The organism is Desulfobaculum xiamenense, from assembly GCF_011927665.1.
Classification (GTDB): domain Bacteria; phylum Desulfobacterota; class Desulfovibrionia; order Desulfovibrionales; family Desulfovibrionaceae; genus Desulfobaculum; species Desulfobaculum xiamenense.
The window spans coordinates 502,051-526,057 of the sequence record NZ_JAATJA010000002.1 but is presented as its reverse complement, the minus strand read 5'-3'; the positions used below and the strand labels follow the sequence as shown (position 1 = coordinate 526,057).

19 protein-coding genes are annotated in these 24,007 nt (G+C 65.5%); 4 read left to right on the top strand and 15 right to left on the bottom strand.

The features are described 5' to 3' along the window. Positions 1–108: 108 nt before the first annotated feature. From GGQ74_RS10220 to GGQ74_RS10210, 3 genes are all read right to left on the bottom strand, one after another. Entirely contained in the window at positions 109–675 is a 567-nt protein-coding gene (locus GGQ74_RS10220; protein ID WP_167941457.1) for a flavin reductase family protein, read from the bottom strand. 40 nt (positions 676–715) lie between these two features. Beyond that, positions 716–1,285, bottom strand: coding sequence for a flavin reductase family protein (locus GGQ74_RS10215; RefSeq protein ID WP_167941456.1), 570 nt, complete (start codon positions 1,283–1,285; stop codon positions 716–718). Between the two features lie 341 nt (positions 1,286–1,626). Next, positions 1,627–2,136 carry a nitroreductase family protein gene (locus GGQ74_RS10210; RefSeq protein ID WP_167941455.1) on the bottom strand — a complete coding sequence of 170 codons (510 nt, stop codon included), beginning with the start codon at positions 2,134–2,136 and terminating at the stop codon, positions 1,627–1,629. Positions 2,137–2,320: 184 nt separating this feature from the next. Here GGQ74_RS10210 and GGQ74_RS10205 point away from each other — a divergent pair, with 184 nt between their 5' ends. The 3 genes from GGQ74_RS10205 (at position 2,321) to GGQ74_RS10195 (ending at position 7,944) form a co-directional block, all read left to right on the top strand. Then, positions 2,321–2,734, top strand: a complete 414-nt coding sequence (locus tag GGQ74_RS10205) for a winged helix-turn-helix transcriptional regulator (RefSeq protein ID WP_167941454.1) — start codon at positions 2,321–2,323, stop codon at positions 2,732–2,734. Between the two features lie 72 nt (positions 2,735–2,806). Then, positions 2,807–4,102 (top strand): HD domain-containing phosphohydrolase, encoded by a 1,296-nt coding sequence (locus tag GGQ74_RS10200; protein WP_167941453.1) that lies wholly within the window; start codon positions 2,807–2,809, stop codon positions 4,100–4,102. Between the two features lie 20 nt (positions 4,103–4,122). Then, positions 4,123–7,944 carry a class I adenylate cyclase gene (locus GGQ74_RS10195; protein WP_167941452.1) on the top strand — a complete coding sequence of 1,274 codons (3,822 nt, stop codon included), beginning with the start codon at positions 4,123–4,125 and terminating at the stop codon, positions 7,942–7,944. A gap of 18 nt (positions 7,945–7,962) precedes the next feature. On the opposite strand, the gene mnmE is transcribed toward GGQ74_RS10195, so the two are convergent. Together mnmE and GGQ74_RS10185 are read right to left on the bottom strand one after the other, a co-directional pair. Next, positions 7,963–9,372 (bottom strand): tRNA uridine-5-carboxymethylaminomethyl(34) synthesis GTPase MnmE, encoded by a 1,410-nt coding sequence (gene mnmE / locus GGQ74_RS10190; protein ID WP_167941451.1) that lies wholly within the window; start codon positions 9,370–9,372, stop codon positions 7,963–7,965. Between the two features lie 53 nt (positions 9,373–9,425). Continuing rightward, positions 9,426–10,619, bottom strand: coding sequence for an HD-GYP domain-containing protein (locus GGQ74_RS10185; RefSeq protein ID WP_167941450.1), 1,194 nt, complete (start codon positions 10,617–10,619; stop codon positions 9,426–9,428). A gap of 404 nt (positions 10,620–11,023) precedes the next feature. Between GGQ74_RS10185 and GGQ74_RS10180 the strand changes: the two genes are divergently transcribed. Then, complete coding sequence (locus tag GGQ74_RS10180; protein ID WP_209280149.1) at positions 11,024–11,809, top strand: class I SAM-dependent methyltransferase; 786 nt, start codon at positions 11,024–11,026, stop codon at positions 11,807–11,809. A gap of 118 nt (positions 11,810–11,927) precedes the next feature. Here the strand turns inward: GGQ74_RS10180 and GGQ74_RS10175 are convergent, their stop codons facing one another. From GGQ74_RS10175 to GGQ74_RS10130, 10 genes are all read right to left on the bottom strand, one after another. Then, the gene (locus GGQ74_RS10175; protein WP_167941449.1) at positions 11,928–13,130 is read right to left on the bottom strand and encodes a glycosyltransferase family 2 protein; all 1,203 of its coding nucleotides are present in this window, start codon (positions 13,128–13,130) and stop codon (positions 11,928–11,930) included. Positions 13,131–13,148: 18 nt separating this feature from the next. After that, on the bottom strand, positions 13,149–14,069 hold the full coding sequence (locus GGQ74_RS10170; RefSeq protein ID WP_167941448.1) for a YceI family protein: 921 nt from the start codon (positions 14,067–14,069) through the stop codon (positions 13,149–13,151). A 173-nt stretch (positions 14,070–14,242) separates the two neighbouring features. Further along, positions 14,243–14,638, bottom strand: a complete 396-nt coding sequence (locus GGQ74_RS10165) for a hypothetical protein (RefSeq protein ID WP_167941447.1) — start codon at positions 14,636–14,638, stop codon at positions 14,243–14,245. Continuing rightward, a complete protein-coding gene (locus GGQ74_RS10160) occupies positions 14,635–16,092 on the bottom strand; it encodes an O-antigen ligase family protein (RefSeq protein ID WP_167941446.1) in 1,458 nt (485 codons plus the stop codon). The genes GGQ74_RS10165 and GGQ74_RS10160 overlap by 4 nt, the downstream gene beginning before the upstream one ends. 36 nt (positions 16,093–16,128) lie before the next feature. Beyond that, a complete protein-coding gene (locus GGQ74_RS16495; protein WP_167941445.1) occupies positions 16,129–18,267 on the bottom strand; it encodes an AAA family ATPase in 2,139 nt (712 codons plus the stop codon). A 15-nt stretch (positions 18,268–18,282) separates the two neighbouring features. Beyond that, positions 18,283–19,431 carry a polysaccharide biosynthesis/export family protein gene (locus GGQ74_RS10150; protein ID WP_167941444.1) on the bottom strand — a complete coding sequence of 383 codons (1,149 nt, stop codon included), beginning with the start codon at positions 19,429–19,431 and terminating at the stop codon, positions 18,283–18,285. Positions 19,432–19,445: 14 nt separating this feature from the next. Beyond that, positions 19,446–20,477 carry an HD-GYP domain-containing protein gene (locus tag GGQ74_RS10145; RefSeq protein WP_167941443.1) on the bottom strand — a complete coding sequence of 344 codons (1,032 nt, stop codon included), beginning with the start codon at positions 20,475–20,477 and terminating at the stop codon, positions 19,446–19,448. A gap of 20 nt (positions 20,478–20,497) precedes the next feature. Then, positions 20,498–21,373 (bottom strand): ExeA family protein, encoded by an 876-nt coding sequence (locus tag GGQ74_RS10140; protein ID WP_167941442.1) that lies wholly within the window; start codon positions 21,371–21,373, stop codon positions 20,498–20,500. Positions 21,374–21,516: 143 nt separating this feature from the next. Beyond that, positions 21,517–22,749: an MraY family glycosyltransferase gene (locus GGQ74_RS10135; protein WP_167941441.1), complete on the bottom strand. Its 1,233-nt coding sequence runs from the start codon at positions 22,747–22,749 to the stop codon at positions 21,517–21,519. A gap of 89 nt (positions 22,750–22,838) precedes the next feature. After that, complete coding sequence (locus tag GGQ74_RS10130; protein ID WP_167941440.1) at positions 22,839–24,005, bottom strand: glycosyltransferase; 1,167 nt, start codon at positions 24,003–24,005, stop codon at positions 22,839–22,841. Positions 24,006–24,007: the final 2 nt, after the last annotated feature.

Genomic DNA, 24,007 nt, shown 5'->3' with positions numbered 1-24,007 from the left:
ATGGTTACGCCGGGACCGTGGAAAAGGCAACGGGGATCGTGGCGGCGCATGGCGCGAACGGGAAGGGAAAACGGCGGCCGGTGCAGATGCCCGGCCGCCGAAAATGGGCTAGAGGTCGCGCCCGATGGAGAAGGCCTTGCCGAGGAACTCGCCAACGCCGTAGTAGTGGCGGGTTCCGGGGCCGAAGACCACGGGACGCAGGCGGTCCATGTCCAGATCGCCAAGCTCGTTCAGCACGTTGTCGTCGGCCTTCACGTCCACGATCTCGCCAATGAACTGCGTATGCAGACCGATCTCCACAGTCTGCAGCAGACGGCATTCGAGCACGAGGGGAAACTCCGCGATGTAGGGCGCATCCACCAATTCGCTGGCCACAGGGGTGAGCCCGGCAGTCTTGAACTTATCCGCGTCGCGCCCGGAGGCGATGCCGAGGTAGTCGGCCTGCTTCACGTAGGCAGCGGAGGGCACGTTCACGGTGAAGGCCTTGCGGGCCACGATGGCACCGTGGGAATGCGTCGCCGCACGCAGGGACACCGCCACGCACGGCGGCTTGGAGCAGCACAGACCGGCCCATGCGGCAAGCATGGCGTTGGGCTTGCCGTTGGCGTCGTAGGTGGCCACGGCCCATGCGGGCGTGGGGAAGGCCAGGGTCTTGGCTCCGAGGGACTTCTTCATATCTCCAATGCTCCTTTGCGGCGGCGCGACAACGGCGCCGCTACGTCCTGTCCTTGATCGTCTTGCCGATGCTCCAGCAGTCGGCGACGGGCTGGCCGATGGACCAGTACTTCTTGGAGGCCATGTCAAACAGCAGAGGTCTAAGCTTGGTGATATCGACCTTGCCGTTGGTGAGAACATCCGGGTTGGCGTGGGTGCGCACCACCTCGCCCACGAACACGTCATGGGAATTGAGGTCGATGACGCTGTGCAGACGGCATTCCATGCACACCGGGCACTGGCGGATCATGGGGGCGAAATCCGTCTCGCCGTAGAAGATGTCGAACAGCGCGGCCTTGTCGGAGGTCTTGCCGGAGACGAGACCGCAGTAATCCGTTTCGGCCACGAGATTCTCGCCGGGGATGTTCACGCTGAAGGCGCGATGGGCGTGGATGCCCTTCGTCGTGTGGTGCTCCTTGGCGATGCTCACCGAAATGTAGGGCGTCTTGCCGTGGTTCAGAATTCCGACGTGGGCGATGGTGATGAAGTTCTCGCGGCCGTTGACGACCGCGCCCGCCAAAACCGTCAGCGACGGGTACAACGCGTTCAATGCTCCCAGCGATTCCCTCATGGCGCGTCTCCTTTCGAATGGTCTCTCCCCGATATGTCAAACCGGACAAGCTCGGCAGGACGTACAACCCCCGAACATCGCGGACGTTCCCCCGGCCACATGCGAACCGGCGGCGTCACGCCCGCAAACCTGCCGAACACCATAGCACACTTCGCGAACAATGCATCATCATTTCCAGATGGATGCAGTGCCACACCCCCTCGCGCCAGATGCGGAGCACCACCGCGTAGCGCCCTCCCGGACGCCATGCGACAGCCCCCAGCATGCCTGCGCGGACGTTGCGGTACATTGCTCGCAGCGCATCAATTTTTCAAGGGTTCAGACCATTTTTCCGCAGGAAACTACCACTGACCGCGATGGATGCGTTCCTCCCGGAAGCGCTCGCGCGTTCCGCTGGGCTGATCGGGGTGTCCGATGGGCACCAGGGCGAACGGCATGATCCCGGCCGGGAGGCCATACGCGGCCCGCGCCGCCTCGGCCCGCGCCTCGTCGGGATGCACGCCGCACCACACCGCGCCAAGGCCCAGCCCATGCGCGGCAAGCAGGATGCTCATGGTCGCGGCGGAGCAATCCTGAACCCAGTATCCCGGATACTTTTCAAGGGCAGGCTCTGCGCACACGAGAATGGCCGCCTGCGCCTGACGGCACATGGCCGAATAGGGATGCCAGTCGGGAATGGCGTCAAGGCGCTCCCTGTCCGTGATGAGCACGAAGTGCCACGGCTGGGCGTTGCCCGCGCTGGGGGCGGTCATGGCCGCTTCGAGGATGGCGCGCAGATCGTCCGCGCTCACCGGCTGGTCCGTGAACTTGCGGATGCTGCGCCGCGTGGCGATGGCTTCCAGAACATTCATGACGAATCCTCCCTTTCCGGGCCGCGCAAGCGGCCACGTTTACAGTCGGTATCTTCTCGGCTAAAGGTTTCCGGATTGCAAGAAGGTACTTTTTCGACATGTAGTATCCTTTTGGATACCGCATACCCAGCGCGAGCGACAACCCGCCACGCCCACCATCACGACACTATCCCTGAGGAAGCCCATGAAGAACCACACCGCCTGCCCCCTGCGGCAATGCGGAACGAAGAGCTACTATTGCCCCGTAGAACTGTCGATTCAGGTCATCGGCGGCAAGTGGAAGCCCATCATCATCTTCCACCTGCACCGCGGCGGCACGCTGCGCTTTAGCGAACTCCGGCGCAGCATGCCGAACATCACGCAGAAGATGCTCACCCGCCAGCTTCGCGAACTGGAGGCCGACGGCATGGTGCAGCGCGTGGTGTACCCCGAGGTTCCCCCGCGCGTGGAATACTCGCTGACGGACCTCGGAGCGAGCATCATGCCCGCGCTGGACGCACTGGGCAACTGGGGCGGCCACTACGAGCGCATGATGAGCGCGCAAGAGGCTCCGGAGGACAAAACCCACGGCATTGACATGACACCAGCGTGCACGTAGTCAATTGTATTGAATATCGGTAGAATCGATGATCCTGATTCGCGCGGCGCATGGCATCGAGGAGGGCAATTCGTGGAGACCCAATACGTCGTGACCGTTGATCAGCTCGTGGAGGGGCTGTTCGTGCGTCTCGACCGCAAGATAGGCTCCGGCTTCGCCAAGCGGCAGTCCTTCAAGATAGCCGGAACGGACGACATTGAGGCCATCCGCAGGGCAGGCATCACGCAGGTCGTATGCATCCTCGAAAAGTCGGACCGCATGCCGCTCCCCTCGCCAGACGCCGCACAACAGGTCCCACCAGCCGATTCGCCAGACGCCCCCACCGCAGAGCAGGAGCGCACGCCCGTCTCCGCCGAACTGCTCGGCCTTCGGCGCGAAACCGTGGAGCGCAACCGCGAGCGCCGCCGCGCCTACCAGCACTGCGAACGCCGCTACGAAAAGACCATGTCCAGCGTGGTGACCATCCTGCGCCGGGCCAGCGCCCGCTCCGGCGAGGCTGCGGCCGAGGCCGCACAGGTGGTGGGCGCACTCGTGGACACCTTCCTCGACCAGCGCGACACCGTGCTCACCCTCATGGGAGCCAAGCCCAGCGAGGAAACGCGCAACTACCACGCGCTGAACGTCACCGTGCTCGCGCTCATGGTCGGCAAGGATCTGGGGCTTCGTCCCGAGGCCATGCAGGCCCTCGGCCTCGGCGCGTTATTCCACGATATCGGCAAGGGCCGCATGCCCATGCACGTGGTCAGCGGCAAGAGCGGCACATCCATGAACGCGGCCATCGCCCGCTACCGCAAGGAACACCCCGTACTCGGCGCGCGCCTCGTGGACGACTTCGCAAATTTTCCGGCCGCAGCGGTCAAGGTCGTCCTCCAGCATCACGAGAGCATGGACGGCTCCGGCTATCCGGAAGGCCTCTCCGGCCAGTCCATCTCGCCGCTGGCCCGCGTGGTGGCCGTGGTCAACGCCTTCGAGCACCTCATCAACGACCGCGAGGCCACGCCGCTCACCCCCCACGACGCACTGCGCAGTCTCTACGCCCGCCAGCGCAACACGCTGGACCAGCGCATCCTGTCCCTATTCATCCGCAACATGGGCGTCTATCCGCCGGGGACCATCGTCGAGCTGTCCAACGGCCAGCAGGGCATGGTCATCTCGTCCACACCCGCCCACGCCGCGCGGCCAACGGTGCTCATGCACCACCCCATGGTCCCCCGCGCCGAGGCGCTCATGGTGGACCTCGTCATCGAAAAGGACCTCGAAATCACCAGCACGCTACGCCCCGAAGAGCTTTCCCGCGAGGTCTTCGCCTACCTGAGCCCGAGCGCCCACATCAACTACTACGCGGAAACCGCACAGGGCGCGTCCTAGCGGCCAAGGGACGAGACGCCATGGACGCTACGGCCCTTCTGCTCACCCGCTTCACCGACGAACTCTTCGCTGCGCTCGCCAAACCGGCCGCCGTGCAGACCGTGGCGGAGCAGGCCGCCGGGCACTTCCGCACGGCGGACCGCGACAATCAGGACATCGCCCGCGCGGCGTCGGTGGCGGCCTGCATCCTGTCGAGCCTCGCCCTCGTGGCCTCGGAGCCGACCATCACGGACCGCGTCTTCTCGGCGCTCGCCATGCTCGGCCCGGCAGGAGAGCTGCGCGCCGCCATGCTCCTGTGCGACCCGCGCCTTCCCGAACGCGTGGCCGAGGCCGCTCGCGCCAAGCTGCCCCCCAATCGCCACCTCGCGCTCATGAACCGCATCCTCGCGACGCGCAGAGCCATCCCCCCGCGCGAGTTGACCGCCACCCTCGACCGCCTGCGCGAGATCGAAAACGACGACCCCGAGGCCGTGCTCATGTTTCTGGCGCAACTCACCGCGCGCGGCGACAGCGCGGCCTACCCCATCCAAAACGAGCTTCTGCGCGGACGCTTCGGCCTGTGGGCGCAGGAACTGCTCAACATGGACCTCGATCAGGAGCAGCGCCGCTACATGGCCCGCACCGCCGGGCACCTCGAATCGCCGATCATCAGCTCGCGGCTGGCGCGCATCCTCAAGGGGGCCACCCCGGAGACCATTCCGCACATCCTCTCGGCCATGGGCGGCACCCCGGCGGCGGACGACGTCACCCGCAAGGCGGCGGAACTCTTCCTGCGTCACCAGAATCCGGGGGTGCGCATCGCCGCCGCACGCGCCCTGCGCACCATGAACGCGCCCACCCTTCCTGCCGCGCTGGCCTCGCTATGGCAGGCGGACGCCGCACTCGCCCACGAGGCCGCCGCCCTTGCGCTGTCCTGCCCGTGGACGACCATCAAGGCGGTCCTGAAGGCTCTGCCGGACACGACACGTCCGCAGGCCCTCGTTCTGCTCTGCGCGCTGGCAGCCCGCATCGATCCGGAAGCCTTCGCCGCCACAGGCATCACCATCGACGATGTGCCGCAGCCCGCGCCCTTCGAGGCCCAGCCCCCACAGGTTCCAGACGCGCCACAGGACGAGGCGCACACGGCGCAGCCCGCCACCTCGCTGCTGCACAAGGTCACCGAACGATTCGGCGCGAAGCAAGCCACGGAGCACTCGTCCGCAGCGCAAGGCCTCGTCGCCCTCGCGGACGGGGGCACATCGACCGGGGGCACCTTCACCGAAAGCTCGGCCACACACACGACCTTCACCGCAACAGTCTTCGACAACGCGACCTTTCGCGACTGCACCTTCAGCGCATCGCAGTTCGTCAACGTCCGCTTCGACCGCTGCACCTTCGAGCGCACGGACTTCACGGCCTGCGCCTTCCGGACCGCCGCGCTCTCGGGCTGCACCCTGCGCGACTGCCGCCTGTCCGGAGCGACGCTCTCCGGCGGCACCATCAGCGCATGCACCCTGACCGGATGCCTGCTCGACGGAGCCCGCCTCGACGGCTGCGCCGTGGAGGACACCACCGTAAGCGCAAGCACGCTGTTCGGAGCCATGCTAAGCGGCGTCAGCATCCGCAGTTCCGAATTCGCAGGCACGGACCTTTCGCGCGCCACCCTCGACCGCGCGGCCTTCTCCGGCATCGAACTCACGGACTGCCTGTTTGACGGCTGCATCGCGCGGGGGTGCACCTTCGTCAACACGCCCGTGCGCGCCTGCTCCTTCGCCAACGCATGGTTCACGGCCACCACAGCGGACGATGCGGAACTGCGCGCCGCGCGGGACAGAACCGAGGACGCCATCATCCGCGCCCCCATCGGGGCAAAACCCACGGCAACGGCCAAGCCCGCCGCGCAACTCACCGCCCTCGAACGCTTTGCCGCCATACGCGACATGCGCCGCCACATGGGCCACTGGCTTCGCGCCAACCACAGGCGGCTGGACTGGTGCGCGGCCAAGCTCGGCCCCGAAGCGGCCGACATGCTCGCCGCGCTGCCCGCGCTTGTGGAGGCCCCGGCCATGCCAGCGGACGGCGCTCCGGCTCCGGGCTGCCGCATCGACGGCTTCGTACCCACCCGGCACTGCCTGCTGTCGCTGGAACGGCTGACCGGCATCCGCCGCACGCCCGATCCCGAGGCGGGGGCGGTCCCCATCCGCGTCGAGGGCCTGTACACCATCGGCAGCGTGGGCAGCATCGCCCAGACGGCGCGCTCCGACATCGACATGTGGCTGTGCGCGGACGAATCCGCAGCCGACAAGGCGACACGCCAAGCCTTTCGCGACAAGCTCGCGGCGATCGAGCGCTTCGCCGAGGAGCGGCACGCTCTGGAACTGCACTTCTTCGTCATGGACATGGCGAGCGTGCGCGACAACGATTTCGGATTAAGCGACAAGGAAAGCGCAGGATCGAGTCAGGCCCTGCTGCTGAAGGAGGAATTCTACAGGACGGCGCTGTGTCTGGCGGGCAGAAAACCGGCATGGTGGGCCACAGGCCCCGGCACGGACGAAAAGGCGTACGCCCGTGCCGCAGGAACGCAGCCGGAGCGCATCGGCCTGCCGGACGCCGCGCTGGCGGACATCGGGCACCTGCCGCGCATCCCGGCGGAGGAATTCTTTGGCGCGTCGCTGTGGCAGATCGTGAAGGCCCTGAAAAGCCCCTTCAAGTCAATCATGAAATTCGCGCTGCTCGAAGCCTACACCGACTCGCGCGACGCCCCCACCATCTGCGAACGCTTACGGGAAAACGTCACGGCCGGACTGCGGGACTTCTGGAGCGTCGATCCCTACGCCGTGCTCTTTCGTGAGGTGAACCGCCACTTCGCCGAGGGCGGCCGGGCCGAGGCGCAAGCGCTAGTCGCCATGGCCTTCGACCAGCGGACAGGCTTCACGCGCATGGAGCCGACCACGGGCCGCAGCGCCGACGTGCGCGGGTTCAGCTTCATCGAATACTTCTTCCCGCACTGCCCGGCGGAACTGCCAAGCGCCAGCGCGACGCGGCGCACGCAGTCCCTGCGCCCCGCCAGCGTCAACGGCGTGCAGAGCTTCTCGCGGCAGATGGAGCTTGGCCGGCAGGTGGCGCGCTTCATGTTCCAGACCTACGAAAACATCCGCGCCATGTCCGGGCAGGCGGACGGCGTACGCATCACGGACGAGGACCTCACGCGGCTCGGCAGAAAGATATTCGCACACTTCCAGCCGCGCCCCGGCAAGATCATGCACATCCCGTTCATGAACTCGCCGCGCGGCATGTTCGCGTCCATGCACATCGCCTGCGAAAACGCTCCGGGAAAGCCCACGGAATGGGTGGCCAGCGGCGAACTAGCCGGACAGAAGGGGAAGAACAAGCGCAATGAGGAGATGCACCGCGAACGACATCCGGTGCGACTGGCGGCGTGGCTCGCGGGGAATGGCATCCATTCGCCGGGCATGCAGCTCTCCGGGCAGAACATCGTCGCCCCGGCCAGCCTGCCCGACCTCGCCTCGCTCCTCGATGCGTTGAGCCACACGTTCGGTCGCGCCGACGTCTTCGACGCACCCGTGGAGGAGACGCTGCGCCCAGAGCGCGTCACCCGCGCCCTCGTGGCCGTGAACATGCTCACGGAGCGCGAGGCCAAGACCTACGGCGACGTGGCCCTCGTCTACGCCACCAACTGGGGGGAACTGTTCTGCATCGTCAAGCCCAAGGCTCTCGCGCTCCTCAAGGACGACCCGCGCGGCTTCGTGCGCGCGAACTCCGGCGCGGAAATGGACGCGGATGCGCCCCTTGCCGTGTGGATGCCGAAAAAATGCCTCGCCCCGCGCATCGCCACGGGATGACGCCCCGCAAGGGGCGCGCTACTTGCCGATGCAGAAGGTGCTGAAGATCGAATTAAGCACGTCGGCGGGAGCAATCTCGCCCGTGATCTCCCCGAGGATGGTGCACGCCGCCTCAAGCCGCACCCCAAGCAAATCATAGGGAATGCCCGCCGCGATGTCCGCATCGAGGGCGCACAGTTCGTCGAGGGCCTGCGAAAGCGCCTGCGACTGACGCAGGTTGGGCACGACCTCCCCGGCGTCCGGCTCGCCACCGCTGCCCACCACACGCTCGCGGATGCGGTCGCACAGGCGGTCGAGCCCCGCACCGGTCCGGGCCGACACGCGCACGGTCTCGAAACCGGCCCGCACGAACCATCCGGCTCCGGTGGCGTCGCCCTCCTCATGCGCGTGGCCCTCAGCGAGGTCGCTCTTATTGAGCACCGCCAGCACACGCTGCGGACCAAGCCGCTGGGCGAGGCCGATGTCCTCCGCCGCCACGGGCCGGGTACGGTCCACCACCAGCAAAACGAGATCGGCCCGCTCGGCCATGTCGCGGCTACGCTCCAGACCGGCGCGCTCCACGGCGTCCTCGGTCTCCCGAATGCCCGCCGTATCCACGAGGCGCACGGGCAGGCCGTCGAGATTGACTGCCTCTTCGAGGTAGTCGCGCGTGGTGCCGGGGATGTCGGTCACGATGGCGCGTTCGCGGCCCAGAAGGGCGTTCATGAGGCTGGACTTGCCAGCGTTGACCTGACCGGCCAGCACGGTGAGCGCGCCCTCGCGCCAGCAGCGGCCGCGCTCGAAATTCGCGATGAGCGCGCGCACGGCGTCGGCCACCTCGCGCACGCCGACGGAAAACTCGTCCGGAGCGAGGCATTCCACCTCGTCCTCGGGGAAATCCACGGCCACGCAGAGTTGGGCGCGCAGATGCTCCAACCGGGAGCGAAGCTCGGCGATGCGCTCGCCAAGGGCACCGGACAGCCGCGTCTGCGCCAGCGTCATGCCCGCGCGGGTGGGGGCGGCGATCATCTCGGCCACGGCCTCGGCCTGCGTGAGGTCGAGGCGGCCGTTGATGAAGGCGCGATAGGTGAATTCGCCGGGACCGGCGGCGCGCACGCCGCAGGCCAGCACGGCCGCGAGCACGGCGCGAACCACGGCGGGGCCGCCGTGGCACTGGAACTCCACCACATCCTCGGCCGTGTACGACCCGGGACCGGGCATGAACACCGCGAGGCACTCGTCGAGAGGCTCGCCGCGCTCGTCGAGCGCCCAGCCGTGATGAAGCATGTAGGGCCGAAAATCCTCGAAGGTAGGACGCGAGGACCGGAACAGGCGATGGCCGACGGCCCGGCTCTGCGGACCGCTCAACCGGACGATGCCGACACCACCGGAACCGGGAGGCGTGGCGATGGCGGCCACGGTATCGCGTATGGAGACGTTGTGCTGCATGAGTCGGGTTATATGCGACTCCACCGGGTTTGCAAAGCGCCGCGCGGCGTGCGTCAGCCGAGGTACTCCTCGGTGCGAATGCCGTAGTCGGCGGGTTCGAGGCAAGCCTCGATGGCCACAGGGACGGCCCCTGCAGCCTGCGCCGCCATGTCCACGCGCATGCGTTCGACGGGACGCATGTCGCGGTCGAAGGCCACGATGACCTCGGGCAGAAGCGGTGACGCGCTGTTGGAGCCGCAGACCACGGCATGCATCCCGTTGTCGAGGCGCACCAGCGCCCCCACCGGGTAGATGCCTATGAACTTGATGAAGCGCTCCACGCTGCCGGGGTGGAAATCCTGCCCGCGCATGCCATACATGATGCGCAACGCGTTGTGCGGCGACAGGCCGTTCTTGTACACCCGGCGGCTGGTCAGTGCGTCGTACACGTCGGCAAGCGAAATGATGCGCGCGAAGGGATGAATCGCTTCGTCTCTTCGTCTGGCTGGATAGCCACTTCCATTGTATTTCTCATGATGCTCCGCCACGCCACGAAGCACCCGCTCCGGCAGCGGCCTGCCGCTTCGCAGCATCAGCAGCCCGCGTTCGGGATGCTTGCGGATGATGTTGAACTCGCTCTCGGTCAAGCGTCCGGGCTTGTTCAGCACACGCGGGGGGATGAGCGTCTTGCCGATGTCGTGGTACAGCCCGGCCAGTCCGACGTCCATGAGATCCGCCCGCGACAGGCCTCGGAATTCGGCGAAGGCGGTGCTCAGCACGGCCACGTTGATGCAGTGGGTGTAGGTGTATTCGTCGAAGGCCCGAAGCTTGGTCATACTGACCAACGCGTCGGGATTACGGCTCACGGAGTCGATGACGCCCTCGACGAAGGTTTCGGAGCGCTCGTAGTCGATGCCGCCGCCCTCGCCCACGGCGTTCATGAACGAACGCGCAAAGGTCAGGGACTCATCGTAGAACTTGCGCGCATGCGCGATCTCCATCGCCAGCGGCACGCGTGCCGGAGATGCGCCCGCCTCCGAGGTCACCGCCTCGGCCATGCCGCCGTCGCCGATGTCCAACGTGGCATAGGTTCCGCGCTCGGTGTCGATGAAGGCCTCAGTATAGTCCTCGGCGATGCGCAGCACCTGTTCCGACGACTCGATGATCCCCTCATCCGCGAACAGATAGGGATAGTCCATCCACGACAGCCCGGTATCCACCACGAACATGCCAGGACGAAGCTCGGTAACGGGAATCTTTCGTATCATCTCGATTGGTCTGTGTTGAGGTACGCATGCCACCAGGCACAAACGCCGCCAAGCGCTCACGCAACGAGACCAAAACTGCGACGTACTCCTGCCGAATGGCACAACGACTCATTCGCTGTCATACAAACGGCACCGCATACTCACATGGGCCAGAGCCACTACCACACAAGAATATATGCTGTCCACGCATCGATTCCGCGACGCCAACGACCAAACATCATGCACAACCGACAAGACCACAGTAAGAAATGCCACACGGCGCATGCGTCACGATGAGCTCCGTCGCATGGCCTCGGACGAGACATCACGAGATGCGCAACACATCATCCGCGAACAGGACAATTGACAAATCACCCACCGTTCTCCATCCTCTCGCAACACATCCGAAGCACACAGAGGTAGCCATGTCTGAACGCTCCATGAAACCCGGCGACTTTACAGCCCTTGCGCAGAACTATTCCGCATTCCGCCCCAGATACGCTGACATCATCGTGGACACGGTCTTCGGACTTCAGAACAGACCTGCCCGAGAAATCGACGTCGTCGATGTCGGCGCCGGAACCGGCATCTGGACCAGAATGATGGCCCAGAAGGGCCCCGCCTCCATCCGCGCGGTGGAACCCAACGACGAGATGCGGCGAATGGGCGTTGCAGACTCCTCCGCGCTCCCCATTCAATGGTGCAAGGGAAATGCGGAAAACACCGGTCTGGAAACGGACTCCTGCGATATCCTCTCCATGGCCTCGTCCTTCCACTGGGCGGATTTCGACAGTGCAGTCAAGGAATTCGACCGCGTCCTGCGCCCCGGCGGAATCTTCCTCGCGCTCTGGAATCCCCGCGAAATCAAGGCTGGTAGCATCTTCGACGAAATCGAACACAAGATCTACGAGCTGAACCCCGCCATCAAGCGCCGCTCCTCGGGCAATTCCACTTTCACGGACGGGCTATTCGCATCGCTCACGCAGTGCGGCCTCTTCAGGGACGTGCTCTACATGGAATCCTTCCACAAGGAGATGCGCAGCGTGGACGCCTATATTGGCGCATGGCGCTCCGTGAACGATGTTCGCTCCCAGCTAGGTGAAGAGAAATTCGAGGAATTCCTCGCATTCGTTGAGCAACGCCTTGACGGGATGAACGAGCTGGAGGTCGAGTACCGTACAAGGGCATGGATCGCCCGCAAGCGCGCGTAGGCTTTTCGCCCCCCCCAGGCTCTTCCACATAGGTGCCGAAGCGGACACCTGACACGCCTCGGGCAAGGCGCTCGAATCTTGTCGCCCTCCGGCTTCTTTGCCCCGACAGGTTCGGGGCCTACCTCGTCGCGTCCGCCGATGCGTCGCCTGCGAGGTACGCCGCGCCACCCGGCCGCAGCGCGATATACTGCGCGCGCGACATCCTGCGTCGTTCCCGGGGCACCAGCGGCGCAAGTGCATCCGTGAGCGGATGCGAAACACTCACCGTCGCCAGCTTCCACAGCGGCTCGCCACGCTGGAGCAGGCGAACGTTGTGCGCCACCAGCGTCCGTTCCTCGTCGTCCCGAACGTCGATGCCCCGCAACGCGTCCATGGCCCGCTCGCGCTCACCCGCCTTGACCATGGCCACTGCGGCGTTGAAGCGCACGTCGAAGCGCCCCGGACACAACGCGTCGACCTCGGCGTAGAGGTCGAGGGCGTGCGCCGGGTCCGCGTGCCCTCCCGGAGCGAACAGCAGCAGGTTCGCGTAATCCACAAGCGCTATGCACCGGGCTGCGTCCGAGGCGTTCCCATCAAGAAACGGATACATGTCCGCAAGGGGAATGCATCGACGCAAAGCGGGAAGGAACGCATAATTTTCGCGAACCGCCCCTACCACGTCGGAAGACAGATTGTCCATTGATTGATGGCACAGCCCAAGCGGCAGAGGAACGTGGACGGCCCCCATCTTCCACGCCACGTGTAGGAAAAACGCATAGTCGCCCGCGATGCGCATTTCCTCCGGAAACATGCCGATCGCATCATGCGCATCGGCACGCCACATGGTCACCGGGCCGAAAATGCAGTCGACAACGGCCTGACGCAGCGAATACCCGGGCATGGCCCATACCACGTCGGAGCGCGTGTCCATGTGCGTCTCGTTGACGGCGGGCGTGATGAGGGTATCGGCATAGGCCAGCCCCGCTCCCGAGGCGTCGAGCCATTCGGCCATGACGCGCATCGTGTCCGGATGGTGGCGGTCGTCGGTGTTGGCGTTAGCAATGTAGCGCCCCAAGGCAACGCCCACGGCGCGGTTCCACGCCGCATAGAGCGTCTCGCGCTGTGTGCGCAGGCAGACGATACCCGGATGCTCGCGCGCGTAGGCGGCGGCCAGCGCGCTCTCGCCCTGCCGCGATCCGCTGTCGACCACCACGATCTCCAGAAGCCCCCGCGCGTAGAGGCTCTGCCGCAGAAGATTCTCCATGCAGCCAGCGAACAGGCGCTCCGCGTCGAAGGTCGAGACGATGGCCGTCACCAGTGGCCGCCGCATATGTCCCCCCATTTTCGCCCTCCGTGCCCTCTAGCCGAGGCCGAACACAAGCCGCAGTTCCACCCCAATCATGTCGTAGACGAGATGATGCCCGAGATGCCGGAAGAACCGCCCGGAGCCATACGCCACGCCCCACTGCGTACGGTCGAACTCCAGATGCGCGCTCACGCCGATGCCGCCATTGGACAGGTTGGACAGTGTGGCGCGAACGGCCAACGGGTGGCGAACTCCACGAAGCTCCAACTGCCCGCGCAGATCGTGACTCGCCTGCCCCGGCGTAGCCCCATGCACGGGCACTGCGGCCTCAAGCACGAAGCGCGCCTCCGGATACCGCTCCGCAAAGAAAAAATCGTCGGACAGCAGATGCGCGACGAGCATCGCCCGCAGGGAGTCGTCGGCGAGATCCGTATCGACGAGGGACGACAGCGCCACCAGCACCTCCCCGCGCATGGTCCCGCCGGACACGTCGAGCCTGCCGCGCGCCACGCGTAGCGTGCCCGTGTGCCGCCCCCGCGCGTTGCGCCCCGTCCATTCCAAATGGCACTGGTCCGCGACGGCCGCATACACGCCCTCGACGAGCACGAAGCCCTCGGGAGCGGGCATGCGCCCCGTCCCCTCCACGGGCAGCCCGCGCTCCACCCAGCCCCGCGCTCCTCCGGCCAGCACCCACACGTCGCCATACCCGAGGTGCGCCAGCTTCCCCGCGGCCATGTCCGCCCCTTGGGTATTCTCGTCCTCGCCGTAGAGCACTATGGTCGTCGCGACGTCCGGTGCGAGGGACTGCATCCGCGCGGCGAATTCCACCTCGTACACGCAGGCCCCAAGCGCTCCGGGCAGCCGCCGCGCTTCGTGCACGGCGGGCAGCAGTACGTCCACGCACAAAAATTCCCGCCCCTCGTCCATCCACTGCCGAAGTTCACCGGGCGCGATGCGCCGCGCGGCATCTGCCATTACACCATCCTCCGGTCAAAGCGGTTTGCAGGACACCACACCCTCCATCATGCCACAGCCGCGCCGCCGAAACCACTCTCCCCTCACCCTGACGAAACAAGGCCGTGACACGAATCGCGGAATCCTGTACCCATCAAGACATCCACAAAGACATGGTCTTGCTCCATTGCACTTCAACGACCAAGGAGAGCGATATGTGCAAAAATTGCGGCTGCGGCCCGCAGAAAACAGGCAAGTATCAGCAGTTCATCAAGGACCACGCGCATTCCCACGATCACGACCACGATCATGACCATGCGCACGAGCACGAGCATTGCCACACTCACGAGCACGTGCACGACGGCGACGCCCACTCCCACGAGCATTGCCATTGCCATGAGCACGAACATACCCACCATCACGACCATGACCACGTGCATGACCACACCCACGAGCACGATCACGGCCATGATCATGACCACGAGCATGCCCATCACCACCATGGGGATGACCACAATCACGACCACTAGGGCGCTGCCCACATGACGCGAAAGGGGCGCGGCACACGCCGCGCCCCTTTCGCGTCTCATACGCTCGCGCCGTCCTCCCCCTCACCGTGGGAGACGACGGCATCCCCATCCGCCACTGACGCGACTTCTCCTTCGTCTCCCGCATCCGTCAGGCGCGGAATCATGACGATCATCCCCACCGAGAACCAAAACGGCTCCATAATGCGGCCGATGATGAACGTGTTGGCACTCAGGCCGTGGGCCAGCAGACCGGCGAAGCCGATGAGCACGCCCATGGTCCAACCGCGTTCGAGGTCGTCGCGCGCGCGGCGGTAGACTGCACGCAGCACTGCGGCGGTGCGCAGCATGAGGAAGACGAACAGGGACAGCCCCACCAGCCCCGTTTCGATGATGATGCGGAAATACTGCCCGTCGAGGAATTTGTACCCCGTCACGCCGTAGCCGAGCATGGGATGGATGAGCCAGTCCTTCGAAACCTGCATCCAACTGCGCAGCCGCGCCGAGGACGAGGTGTCGAGGCGCACGCCCATCACCTCCTCCACGTCGGTTCGCGTTGCCCCCTGCGTAAAAGTGTGCTCGATGCGGCGCTTGGCGATCTCCGGCGCACCGAGGAGCAACGCGGAGATGATGGCGCTCATAATCAGCCCGGTCACAACCCTGCGCGGCGTGAACAGCACGAAGACGGCCATGGCCACGGCCAGCCCCAGATACGACCCGCGCGACCCCGTATACAGAAGCGGCACCAGAAACAGCCCCGCGCTCGCCACCAGCGCGACGCGTTGCCGATAGTCCCGCAGATGCCATGCAAGCCCGCCACAGATGGAAATCATGAACATCAGGTAGCCGCCGAAGGTATTCGGCTCGCCCTTGTCACCCTCGAAGGGCGCGGTGATACGCCCGCCCCCCGGAATCTGGAGCACGCCCACGATGGCGGCGATGACGCACGTCGCGATAAAGGCCAGCACGAAGCCCCTGAGCTGCCGCCTGCTGCGCAAGTGGTTGACCACCATGAAATACACGAACATGTACTCGAAGTACTTCACGACGTAGAAAAACGAGGTCTTCAGATCCACGCGCCCCATAACGGCCCCGATGCCGGACGACACCACGCAGGCCAGGGTATAGGCCGCGATAGGCCCATTGAGCGGCGTGTGCAGGAACAGCCCCAACCGCTTGTTCATGGCCATCTTGGCCAACCATGAGAACGCCACGACCACCAGCACGAAGTCGTTGACGCGCAGCGTAACGCCGCGCCCAAGCGACGCCCCGCCCGTGGAGCCGACCACGAACTCCGGCCCGAGCAGCATGGAAAAGATGATGATGTAAAGTGCCGCCTGCGTGCTGAACAGGCAGACCATGAACATGATGATGGCGCTCAGGAAGGCCAGCGCCTTGGTGGGGGACAGGTGCGGCAGAAGCCAGCCGAAGGCCAGACACAGGCCGAGTAGCATGACGAGGGGTAGCGCCATTTGCAGGGGGTTCGGCCCCACACCGGGAACTCGCCTGCGCACCATCCGCCCTCCCCCGTCTCCGCGCCCGCCACCAAGCGCCTAGTAGTACTTGAATGCCCGGAAATCCTGAAAGTCCGGCGTCTCGCCCTCGCGCATGCCGTTGAGGACCACGCCGATGAGATTGGAGCGCACGCGCGAAAGCTCCACCGTGGAGCGCTTGAGCAGTTCCTTGGAGATGGAGCCCACCCGGTACACGAGAAGCACCCCGTCCACCAGCGGCCCGAGCACGGAGAGATCCGCCGTGGACAGCACCGGCGCGGTGTCGAAGATGACGATGTCGTATTCGGAGCGGACCTCCTCCACGAACTCGCTCAAGAGCTTCGATTCGATGAGTTCCGATGGATTGGAGTACATGGTCCCCGCCGTGACGAGGTGCAGATTGTCCAGCCCCGGCGTGAGCATGACCTCGTCGATGCTCATCTCGCCGATCATGAGGTCTGTGACGGTCTTTATGGCGTCGCGCCACGCGTAGTTGCCGAGCAGGATGTCCGTAAGGCCGGGATGGATGTCCACGCCGAAGGCCTCGGACACCATGGGCTTGCGCAGGTCCGCGCCGACCATCAGCACGCGCTTTCCGGCCTGCGCCATGCTCACGGCGAGGTTGGCCGAAACAACGGTCTTTCCCTCCTGCGGGGTGGCACTGGTGATGGCCAGCGTCCGCAAGCCTTTCTCCTTGCAGAAGAGCTGCACGTTGATGCGCAGCGCCCGAAAACTTTCGGCCACCATGGACTTGGGCACGAAGTGCGCCACAAGATGCATGCTCCCGCGCATGCGGGACTTTCGCCCATCGCCGGAATCCTTGAGCAGTTCGCGCATCTCGCGCACGCCCTCGTCGGGGATGACGCCGAGCACCTTGGCCCCCAGCGTGTCCTCCACGTCGCTTATGGCTCCGAGTGAGGTGTCGAAGGCCTCCATGAGCAGTGCCGCGATCATGCCGATGATCAACCCGATAAACACGCCAACGGACGTGATGGGCACCACGCGCGGCGGATTGACAGGCGAACTGGGCAAGAAAGCGGGCTTGACGATGGTCACCTCTTCCGGGCGCTCGGCCTGCCGCAGGGCCGCCTCCCGGTTCTTCTCCTCCAGCATGACCACCTTGGCCCCGAAGGACTCCACCTGCCGCCGCAGACGGTTGTAGGTCAGCTTGCGCTCCATGAGCTCGTTGATTCTGGCCTCCACGTCGCGCCGCTCGTCACCGAGGGTCTCGCGCTGCCGCGCAAGCCGCTCCAACTGCGAGCGGACGATGACCACCATCTTGCGCGCCGTCTCCACCACGCGGCGGTTCAGGGCCACCACCTGCGGATGGCTGGTGGTGAATTCCTCAAGCAGCGACTCACGCTGCACCAGCAAGTCCACCAACTCGGTTCGGGTCTTCTCGTACTGCGGCTCCGCCTGCGTGGAATAGAGATCGCTGCCGAAACCTGCGGGCTTCGCGACAAACGCGCCCAGCCTGTCCAGAAGCGTCCCAAGTTCCGCCACAGCCGTCTCGTTGCCGCGCACGGCGGCGTCGATCTCCTTCCCCCGCGCAAGGAGCGCCTCCCCCTGCAAATCCACGGACACCAACTGGTTCACGCGGGTGAAGGTGTTGAACTCCTCCTCGGCGGTGCGCAGGTCCTCGCGGGTACGGGCAAGCTCGTCTTCAAGGTAGCGCAGGGCGGCGCTGGTGCGGCGCTCCTGCTCGGCGGCGTACATCTCGCGGTAGGTCCGGGCCACCGTGTCGGCCATGCGCTGGGCGAAGACGGGGCTGGAATCGGTGACGGAAATGTCAATGATGCTGGTCTGGGCGTCGCGGGTGATGATCACCTTGGCCCGCAAAGCGTCCACGACGCGGGCCACGTCCGGCGTCTCGCGCAGTTCGGCGTCCGACAGGCCGGACGGAATGCGCCCGAGGCTTTCAGCCACCTTCTGCATCACGCCGTAGCTACGCATGAGCGACATCTGGGACTGGATGTCCGTCTCCTCGCTCCAGGTGATGGTCTGCTCGTAGAGACCGCGTACGGGGATTTCGCGGTTGAACTGCACGCTGCACACCGAGGTGTACCGGGGCGAGGGGCCCATGAACACCGCGAAGGCCGCACTGGACGCGCCAAGCAGCACCGTGGCGGCCAAAACGATCCACTTGCGCTTCTTGAAGATGCGCCAGTACTCGCGGATGTTGACGTCGTACTGCTCCACGCTGCCCCCGTGCGATCACTCGGCCTTGGAACGACTGTCGAACTTCAGGTATTCGCCGTAGAAGTAGGCGTCCTGAACCCTGCGGGGGTAGAACACCCAGTCCAGGAACGTGGCATGATTGCTGATCCATTCCGAGACATCCCCGATGATCTCGCGAGGGACGTAGACGAGGTCGCCCTCGCGCAGCGGAATGTTCTGTGACAGGTCGCCCTCCTCCAGAAGACGCCGCACGTCGGCCATGAGGATGAGAGCCTTGCCGTCGCCGCCATCGGGGCGGATGACGAGCGTGTTCTCCTCGCGCGCCACGGGGCCGAACATGCCCGCCGCGGACAGCGCGGCCAACAGGTTGTCGGCGTTTTCGAGGTCATAGATGCCCTGCGAGCCGACCTGCCCCATCACGTACACCCTGCGCCCCACGTCGGGCAGGTCCGGCACATCGATGACGTCGCCGTGTTCGAGGACCACGTTCAGCCAACCGCGCCCGTCCTCCACCACGTCGAACATGTTGATCTCGTAGGACCGGCCACCCCGGACAAGGCGCACGCGCCTGAGGTCTGCCTTCTCGGTGTAGCCCGAGGCGTCGGAGAGCACCTCCAGCAGCGTGGTGCGCCCCTGAAGACTCCTGCGCCCGCTCGGCAGGCGCGAGCCTTCGCCCGTGCTGCGTAGCGAGGCCACCTCGCCCATGAGCGACACGTACTTGCTGTTGAAGCCGACCACGCGCACGTCGATGCGCGGGTGGCGCAGATAGGCCCGAAGGCGCTCCGTGAGCAGATCATCCGTCTCGCTGGCCGTCAACCCAGAGACGTCGAGGTCATCCACGAAGGAATAGGATATGCGGCCCCGGTTGTTGACCTGCACGGTGGAGGTCTTCACCTCTTCACCGCTACGCGAAGCGATCTCCAGCACGTCGAGGGGACCGATGCGGTACTCGTCCACGCCGTCGATGGTCTTGAACACGGAGTTCTCGTCCACGGCGCTCATGCGCTCCAGCTCGGCGCGCTCCTGATCGGTGCGCTCGCGCAGTTCCACGCGCTGGCGCTGCACGGACGGGGCATCGGCCACCGGAACGCCGCGCACGGCGGTGGTGCCCGCGCAACCTCCCACGAGGCAACACAGAAGAAGGCCAAGCGATATGCGGCGGATCAGAATGCTGCGGATATGCATGTCCCTTCCGAGGTTCAGCCGGAACGGTGCCGATGCGCGTCGCCGTCGTCGAGGGCCTCGACGATGTGCAGGAGGGGAAAATTCTCCAGATGCACCAGCTTTGGGGTTTCCTTCTTCTTGCCCCTGCCGTCCCAGAGCAGTTCGAGGGTGGGGCGCATGGGCCGCTCCTTGTAGGTGGCAAGCACCCGCCCCACGGAGTCGTTGTTCAGACGCACGTACGTGTTGACCGGAAACAGCGATATCTGGTCCAGAAATTCCTTGAGCACCCGGCGCGGAAAGCTGCGGCGCTCCTCGTCCACCACGCGCTTGATGACCGGAGTATGGATGAAGCGGTTGCCGGTGCGCCGCTCGCCGCGCAGGGCCACCACATGTTCCACCAGCCCGATGACCGACGCGAACTCGGAAATGTCCTTACCGTGGATGCCGTTGGGATAGCCCGTGCCGTCCACCCGCTCGTGAATCTGGAGCACCACGTCGCGCAGGGGGCGGTAGTCCTCGCCCATCTCCTCCACGATCTGCGCGCCGATCTGCGGATGAGTGCGCATCTTGGCGCGGTCCTGCGGGGAAAGCGCGTCCGGGGCGATGGTCTCCAGGCGCCGGGGAAAGCGGCACAGCCCCACGTTGGCGAACAGTCCGCCGAGGCCCAGCCACGCCAGACGGCGGCGTCCGTAGCCCAGCCCCAGCCCAATGCGCATGGAGCCGAGGGCCACGTACACGGCGGCCGCCGCGGCGTCGCGATGTTCCTCGTCGAGGGATGCGTGCTCGAAGACCGGCACCACCAGTCCTTCGTCCACAATGCGCACGAAGGCCCGTAGCGCCGGCCGCGCCTCGGCCCCGCCGCCCGAACGCACGGCGTCGCGAATGCGCGCGGCCTCGGCCAGCAGGACGGCATGCAGTTCCGCCACCTCCTGCGGATGCTCCCGCGTGGCCGTACGCTCTGCGTCGTCCCCCTCGGGCGCGTCCGTCGCGGATTTGCGCTCGCGCTGTGCCCGCGCCAGTTCCCACTTGCGCCGTTCAAGGTCGAAGATGCTGAATCCCGCGGCCATCGTCCCTCCGGTTCGCCCGTCTACTGCACCGAGGAATGCCACTTCCGACGCGACACTTCGCGGCAATCGCCCTTCTGGAGATGCAGGTCGTCGATGATGCCCGCCACCACGTCCCCGCTCACCGCCCCGGCTTGCAGGGAATAGGCCTGATCCAGCGACAGCTTGCATATCCTGTTGACGAGGCGCGGAATGCCCTGCGACTCGCGGTACACGAGGTCCATGGCCTCCGGCTCGAACACGGGGTCCGCGCTACGCCGCCCGGCCATGCGCAGCCGGTGCTCGATGTAACGCCCCACCTCGTCTCCCGCGAGAAAATTGAGATGAAAGCGCAGGCTCACCCGCTGATCCAACTGCGGCATGGCGTTGAGCACGTCGCGAAATTCTGGCTGCCCGACGAGAATCATGGTCAACAGGTTCTCGCCGCCGCCGGACAGGTTGGTCAGGTTCTTCAATTCGTCGAGGGTACGCGGATGCATCTGCTGCACCTCGTCGAGGAACACGGCCAGATGTCTGCCCTTGAGGTGTACCCTGTCGAGCACGAGCTTGCGGAAACGAAACAGCAGCTCGTACTTGGTCAGCCCGGTCAGGTCCGGCGGATGCCCCTCCAACTGCCGGATGAACTCCGCCAGCAAATGCACGAAGGGGAGATTCGAGCTTTCCAAACTTATCACCCGGAACGCGGCGGTATCCAGCATTTTTTCCAGCACGTTGCGAGTGATGGTCTTGCCGCTGCCGATCTCGCCCGTCAGCACGCCTATGCCCATGTTCCGGTCGCGCACGAGGTAGCGCAGCCGGGCCAGCGCCTCGCCATGCCCCTGACTCACGTAGAAGAAACGGACGTTCGTGTTGCCCTCGAAGGGGCGTTCGCGAAGTCCGAAATGGGAAAGACAACTCATCGCGCCATCCTCTTTTCCGGCAGAGTCGATCATGCGGGGCACGCCGCCCCACGGCGGAGATTGCAAGGAGCAGGCCACGAAGCACCACGTTTTCCACAGACACTGACTTTGTTTTCAACAGACCGGGATCACGGAAAATCTCATCATCGTCGCGCTTTCAGCGATTTTCTCCACCTGCCGACGGCGGAAGATTCTTCCTCCCGCGAGGCAGAGGATGGGCTGCCCCCGTTGCCGCCGTTCCCACCGCCGGACACGCCCTCGCGCCGCCGCCCCTTGAACATGAGCGCCACGATGACCGTAAACAGCAACACGGCCTGAAACAGCCCGAGCACGGCGTCCAGCGGCCGCCCGTCCATGATGATGAGCGCGCTCACCCCAAGACACACAGACATGGTGAAAATGGCGAACGCCGCCTCCTTTCGCGCAAAGCCCATGAACATGAGGCGGTGATGCAGGTGGTCCTGACTGGCCGTGGCCAGCGGCTCGAATATCCGGCCCACCTTGCGGTTCTTGATGCGCGAAAGGGTGATGTAGAGCATGTCGAAGATGAGCACGCCGAAGATGAGCACAGGCGCGGTGAGCGACACGAAATGACTGGTCACCGACCACTCGCCGAACACCGCCACACCAGCCAGCGTGAACCCGAGGAAGGTGCTCCCCGCATCGCCGAGGAACAGCCGCGCCGACTGACCGGGAATGAAGTTGAACGGCAAGAAGCCGAGGCACGCCCCGGCCAGCGCCACGGCCATCCATCCCAGCGCGGGCTGTTCGCTCTTGAAAGCGATGACGCCGAGGAACACCGCGATGATGACGGACATTCCGGCGGCGAGTCCGTCGATGCCATCGAAGAAGTTCATGGCGTTGGTCAGCCCCACCAGCCACAGCACGGTGAGCGGGACGTTGATCAAGCACGCCCATGCGACACCGGTCACGAGTTTGATCTGGATGCCGCCGAAGAGGATCACGAACAGCGCCGCAGCCACCTGCACCAGCAGGCGCGTCAGCGGCGAAAGGGAACGCACGTCGTCCCACAGCCCCACCACGAAGATGAGCGCGCCAGCCAGCGTCAGGCACCACATCCCCGGCAGGAACACCCCGTTGAGCACGAGGGACAGCAGGAACGCGGCGAACACCGCCACCCCACCGAAGAGCGGCGTGGGGCGCTCGTGCATCTTGCGCCAGCCCGGCCGGTCGAGCACGTTGAGGGCAAGGGCGAGGCGGCGGCACACGGGCGTGAAGGCATACGCCGCCACGAAGGCGTAAAGCAGGATGAACTGCCAGCGCATGCCCGCACGGAAGTAGAATCCCTTCACGGCAGGCAGCGTCAGCAGCACCAGCACGCCCCACAGGAATATCCGCCAGAGTGTCGTCCACATCGCTTTCCACTCCGCTCCCACACGGCCCAGTTGCCCACCGCGCCACGCCCTCGGGCATGCCGCATCAGCCGATCACGAGGAATCCCCGTTCAGTCATGCGCCCTGCGCGCCGCCAAAAGTCCCCGATACACGCCGTCGATGGCGCCAACCATGGCGTCCGCACCGTAGCACTCGGTCACGGTTCGCCGCCCGGCCCGGCCAAGCTCTCGGGCCTGCTGCGTATCGTGCAGAAGGTGATGCATGGCCAGCGCCAGTTCCCGCACGTTGCCCGGCGGCACCAGCAGCCCGTTCTCCCGATGCCGCACAAGATCCGGAATGCCCCCGACCTCCGAGGCGATGACCGGCACGCCCATGGCCATGGATTCGAGCAGCACCCGCCCCATGCCCTCAAAGAGCGACGGCAACACCGTAGCATCGCACGCGCCAATGGCGGGACGCACGTCGGCCATGAAGCCCGCGAAGACCACCGCCCCGCCAAGGCCGAGGCTGCGGGCGAGGCGTTCGAGGTTCGCGCGCTCCGCCCCCTCGCCCACGATGAGGAGCCGCGCTCGCGGCATGCGCTGACGCAGGGCGGCAAAGGCCCTAAGCAGCACGTCGTGCCCCTTTCCGGGCCACAGCTTGGACACCATGCCGATCACCGGCGCATCCGGCGCAAGGCCCATCTCACGGCGCAATTCCCGACGCCGACGCCGCGACACCGGCCGGAACAAATTAAGCCGGATGCCGCTGTAGATCACGCTGTGGGCCATGCCGGGCCGCAGCACGCCCTCACGCCGTGCCCACTCCACCAGCGGCCGCGAAATGAAGATCATGTGATGGCACCAGTTGGCGGCCAGCCTCTCCAGCGCGCAAAACAGCACACGCCGGGGGGCGCTTTCGCTCTCGTGAAAGGCGAAGCCGTGCACCGTGTGCACCACGATAGGTGTCCCCGCGATGAACGCCGCCAGCCGTCCGATGAACCCGGCCTTGGAATTGTGCGTATGCACGATGTCGTAGCCGCCGCTCCGGATCACGCCCACCAGCTCGAACAGGGCGCGCAGATCGGACACCGGAGCCACCGGCTGCACGAAATGCCGGATGACGCGCACGGGCATGCCCGCCGCACGCACCATGTCGTTCAGGCCGCCGCCCGGAGCGCACGCCATTTCCGGAGCGTAACGGGTCCTGTCCAGCCCGCTCATGGTCAGGAAGGTATTGATGCCCGAACCGCTGATCACGGGCAGCGTATGCACATGCAGCACGCGTATCCTGTCCACGG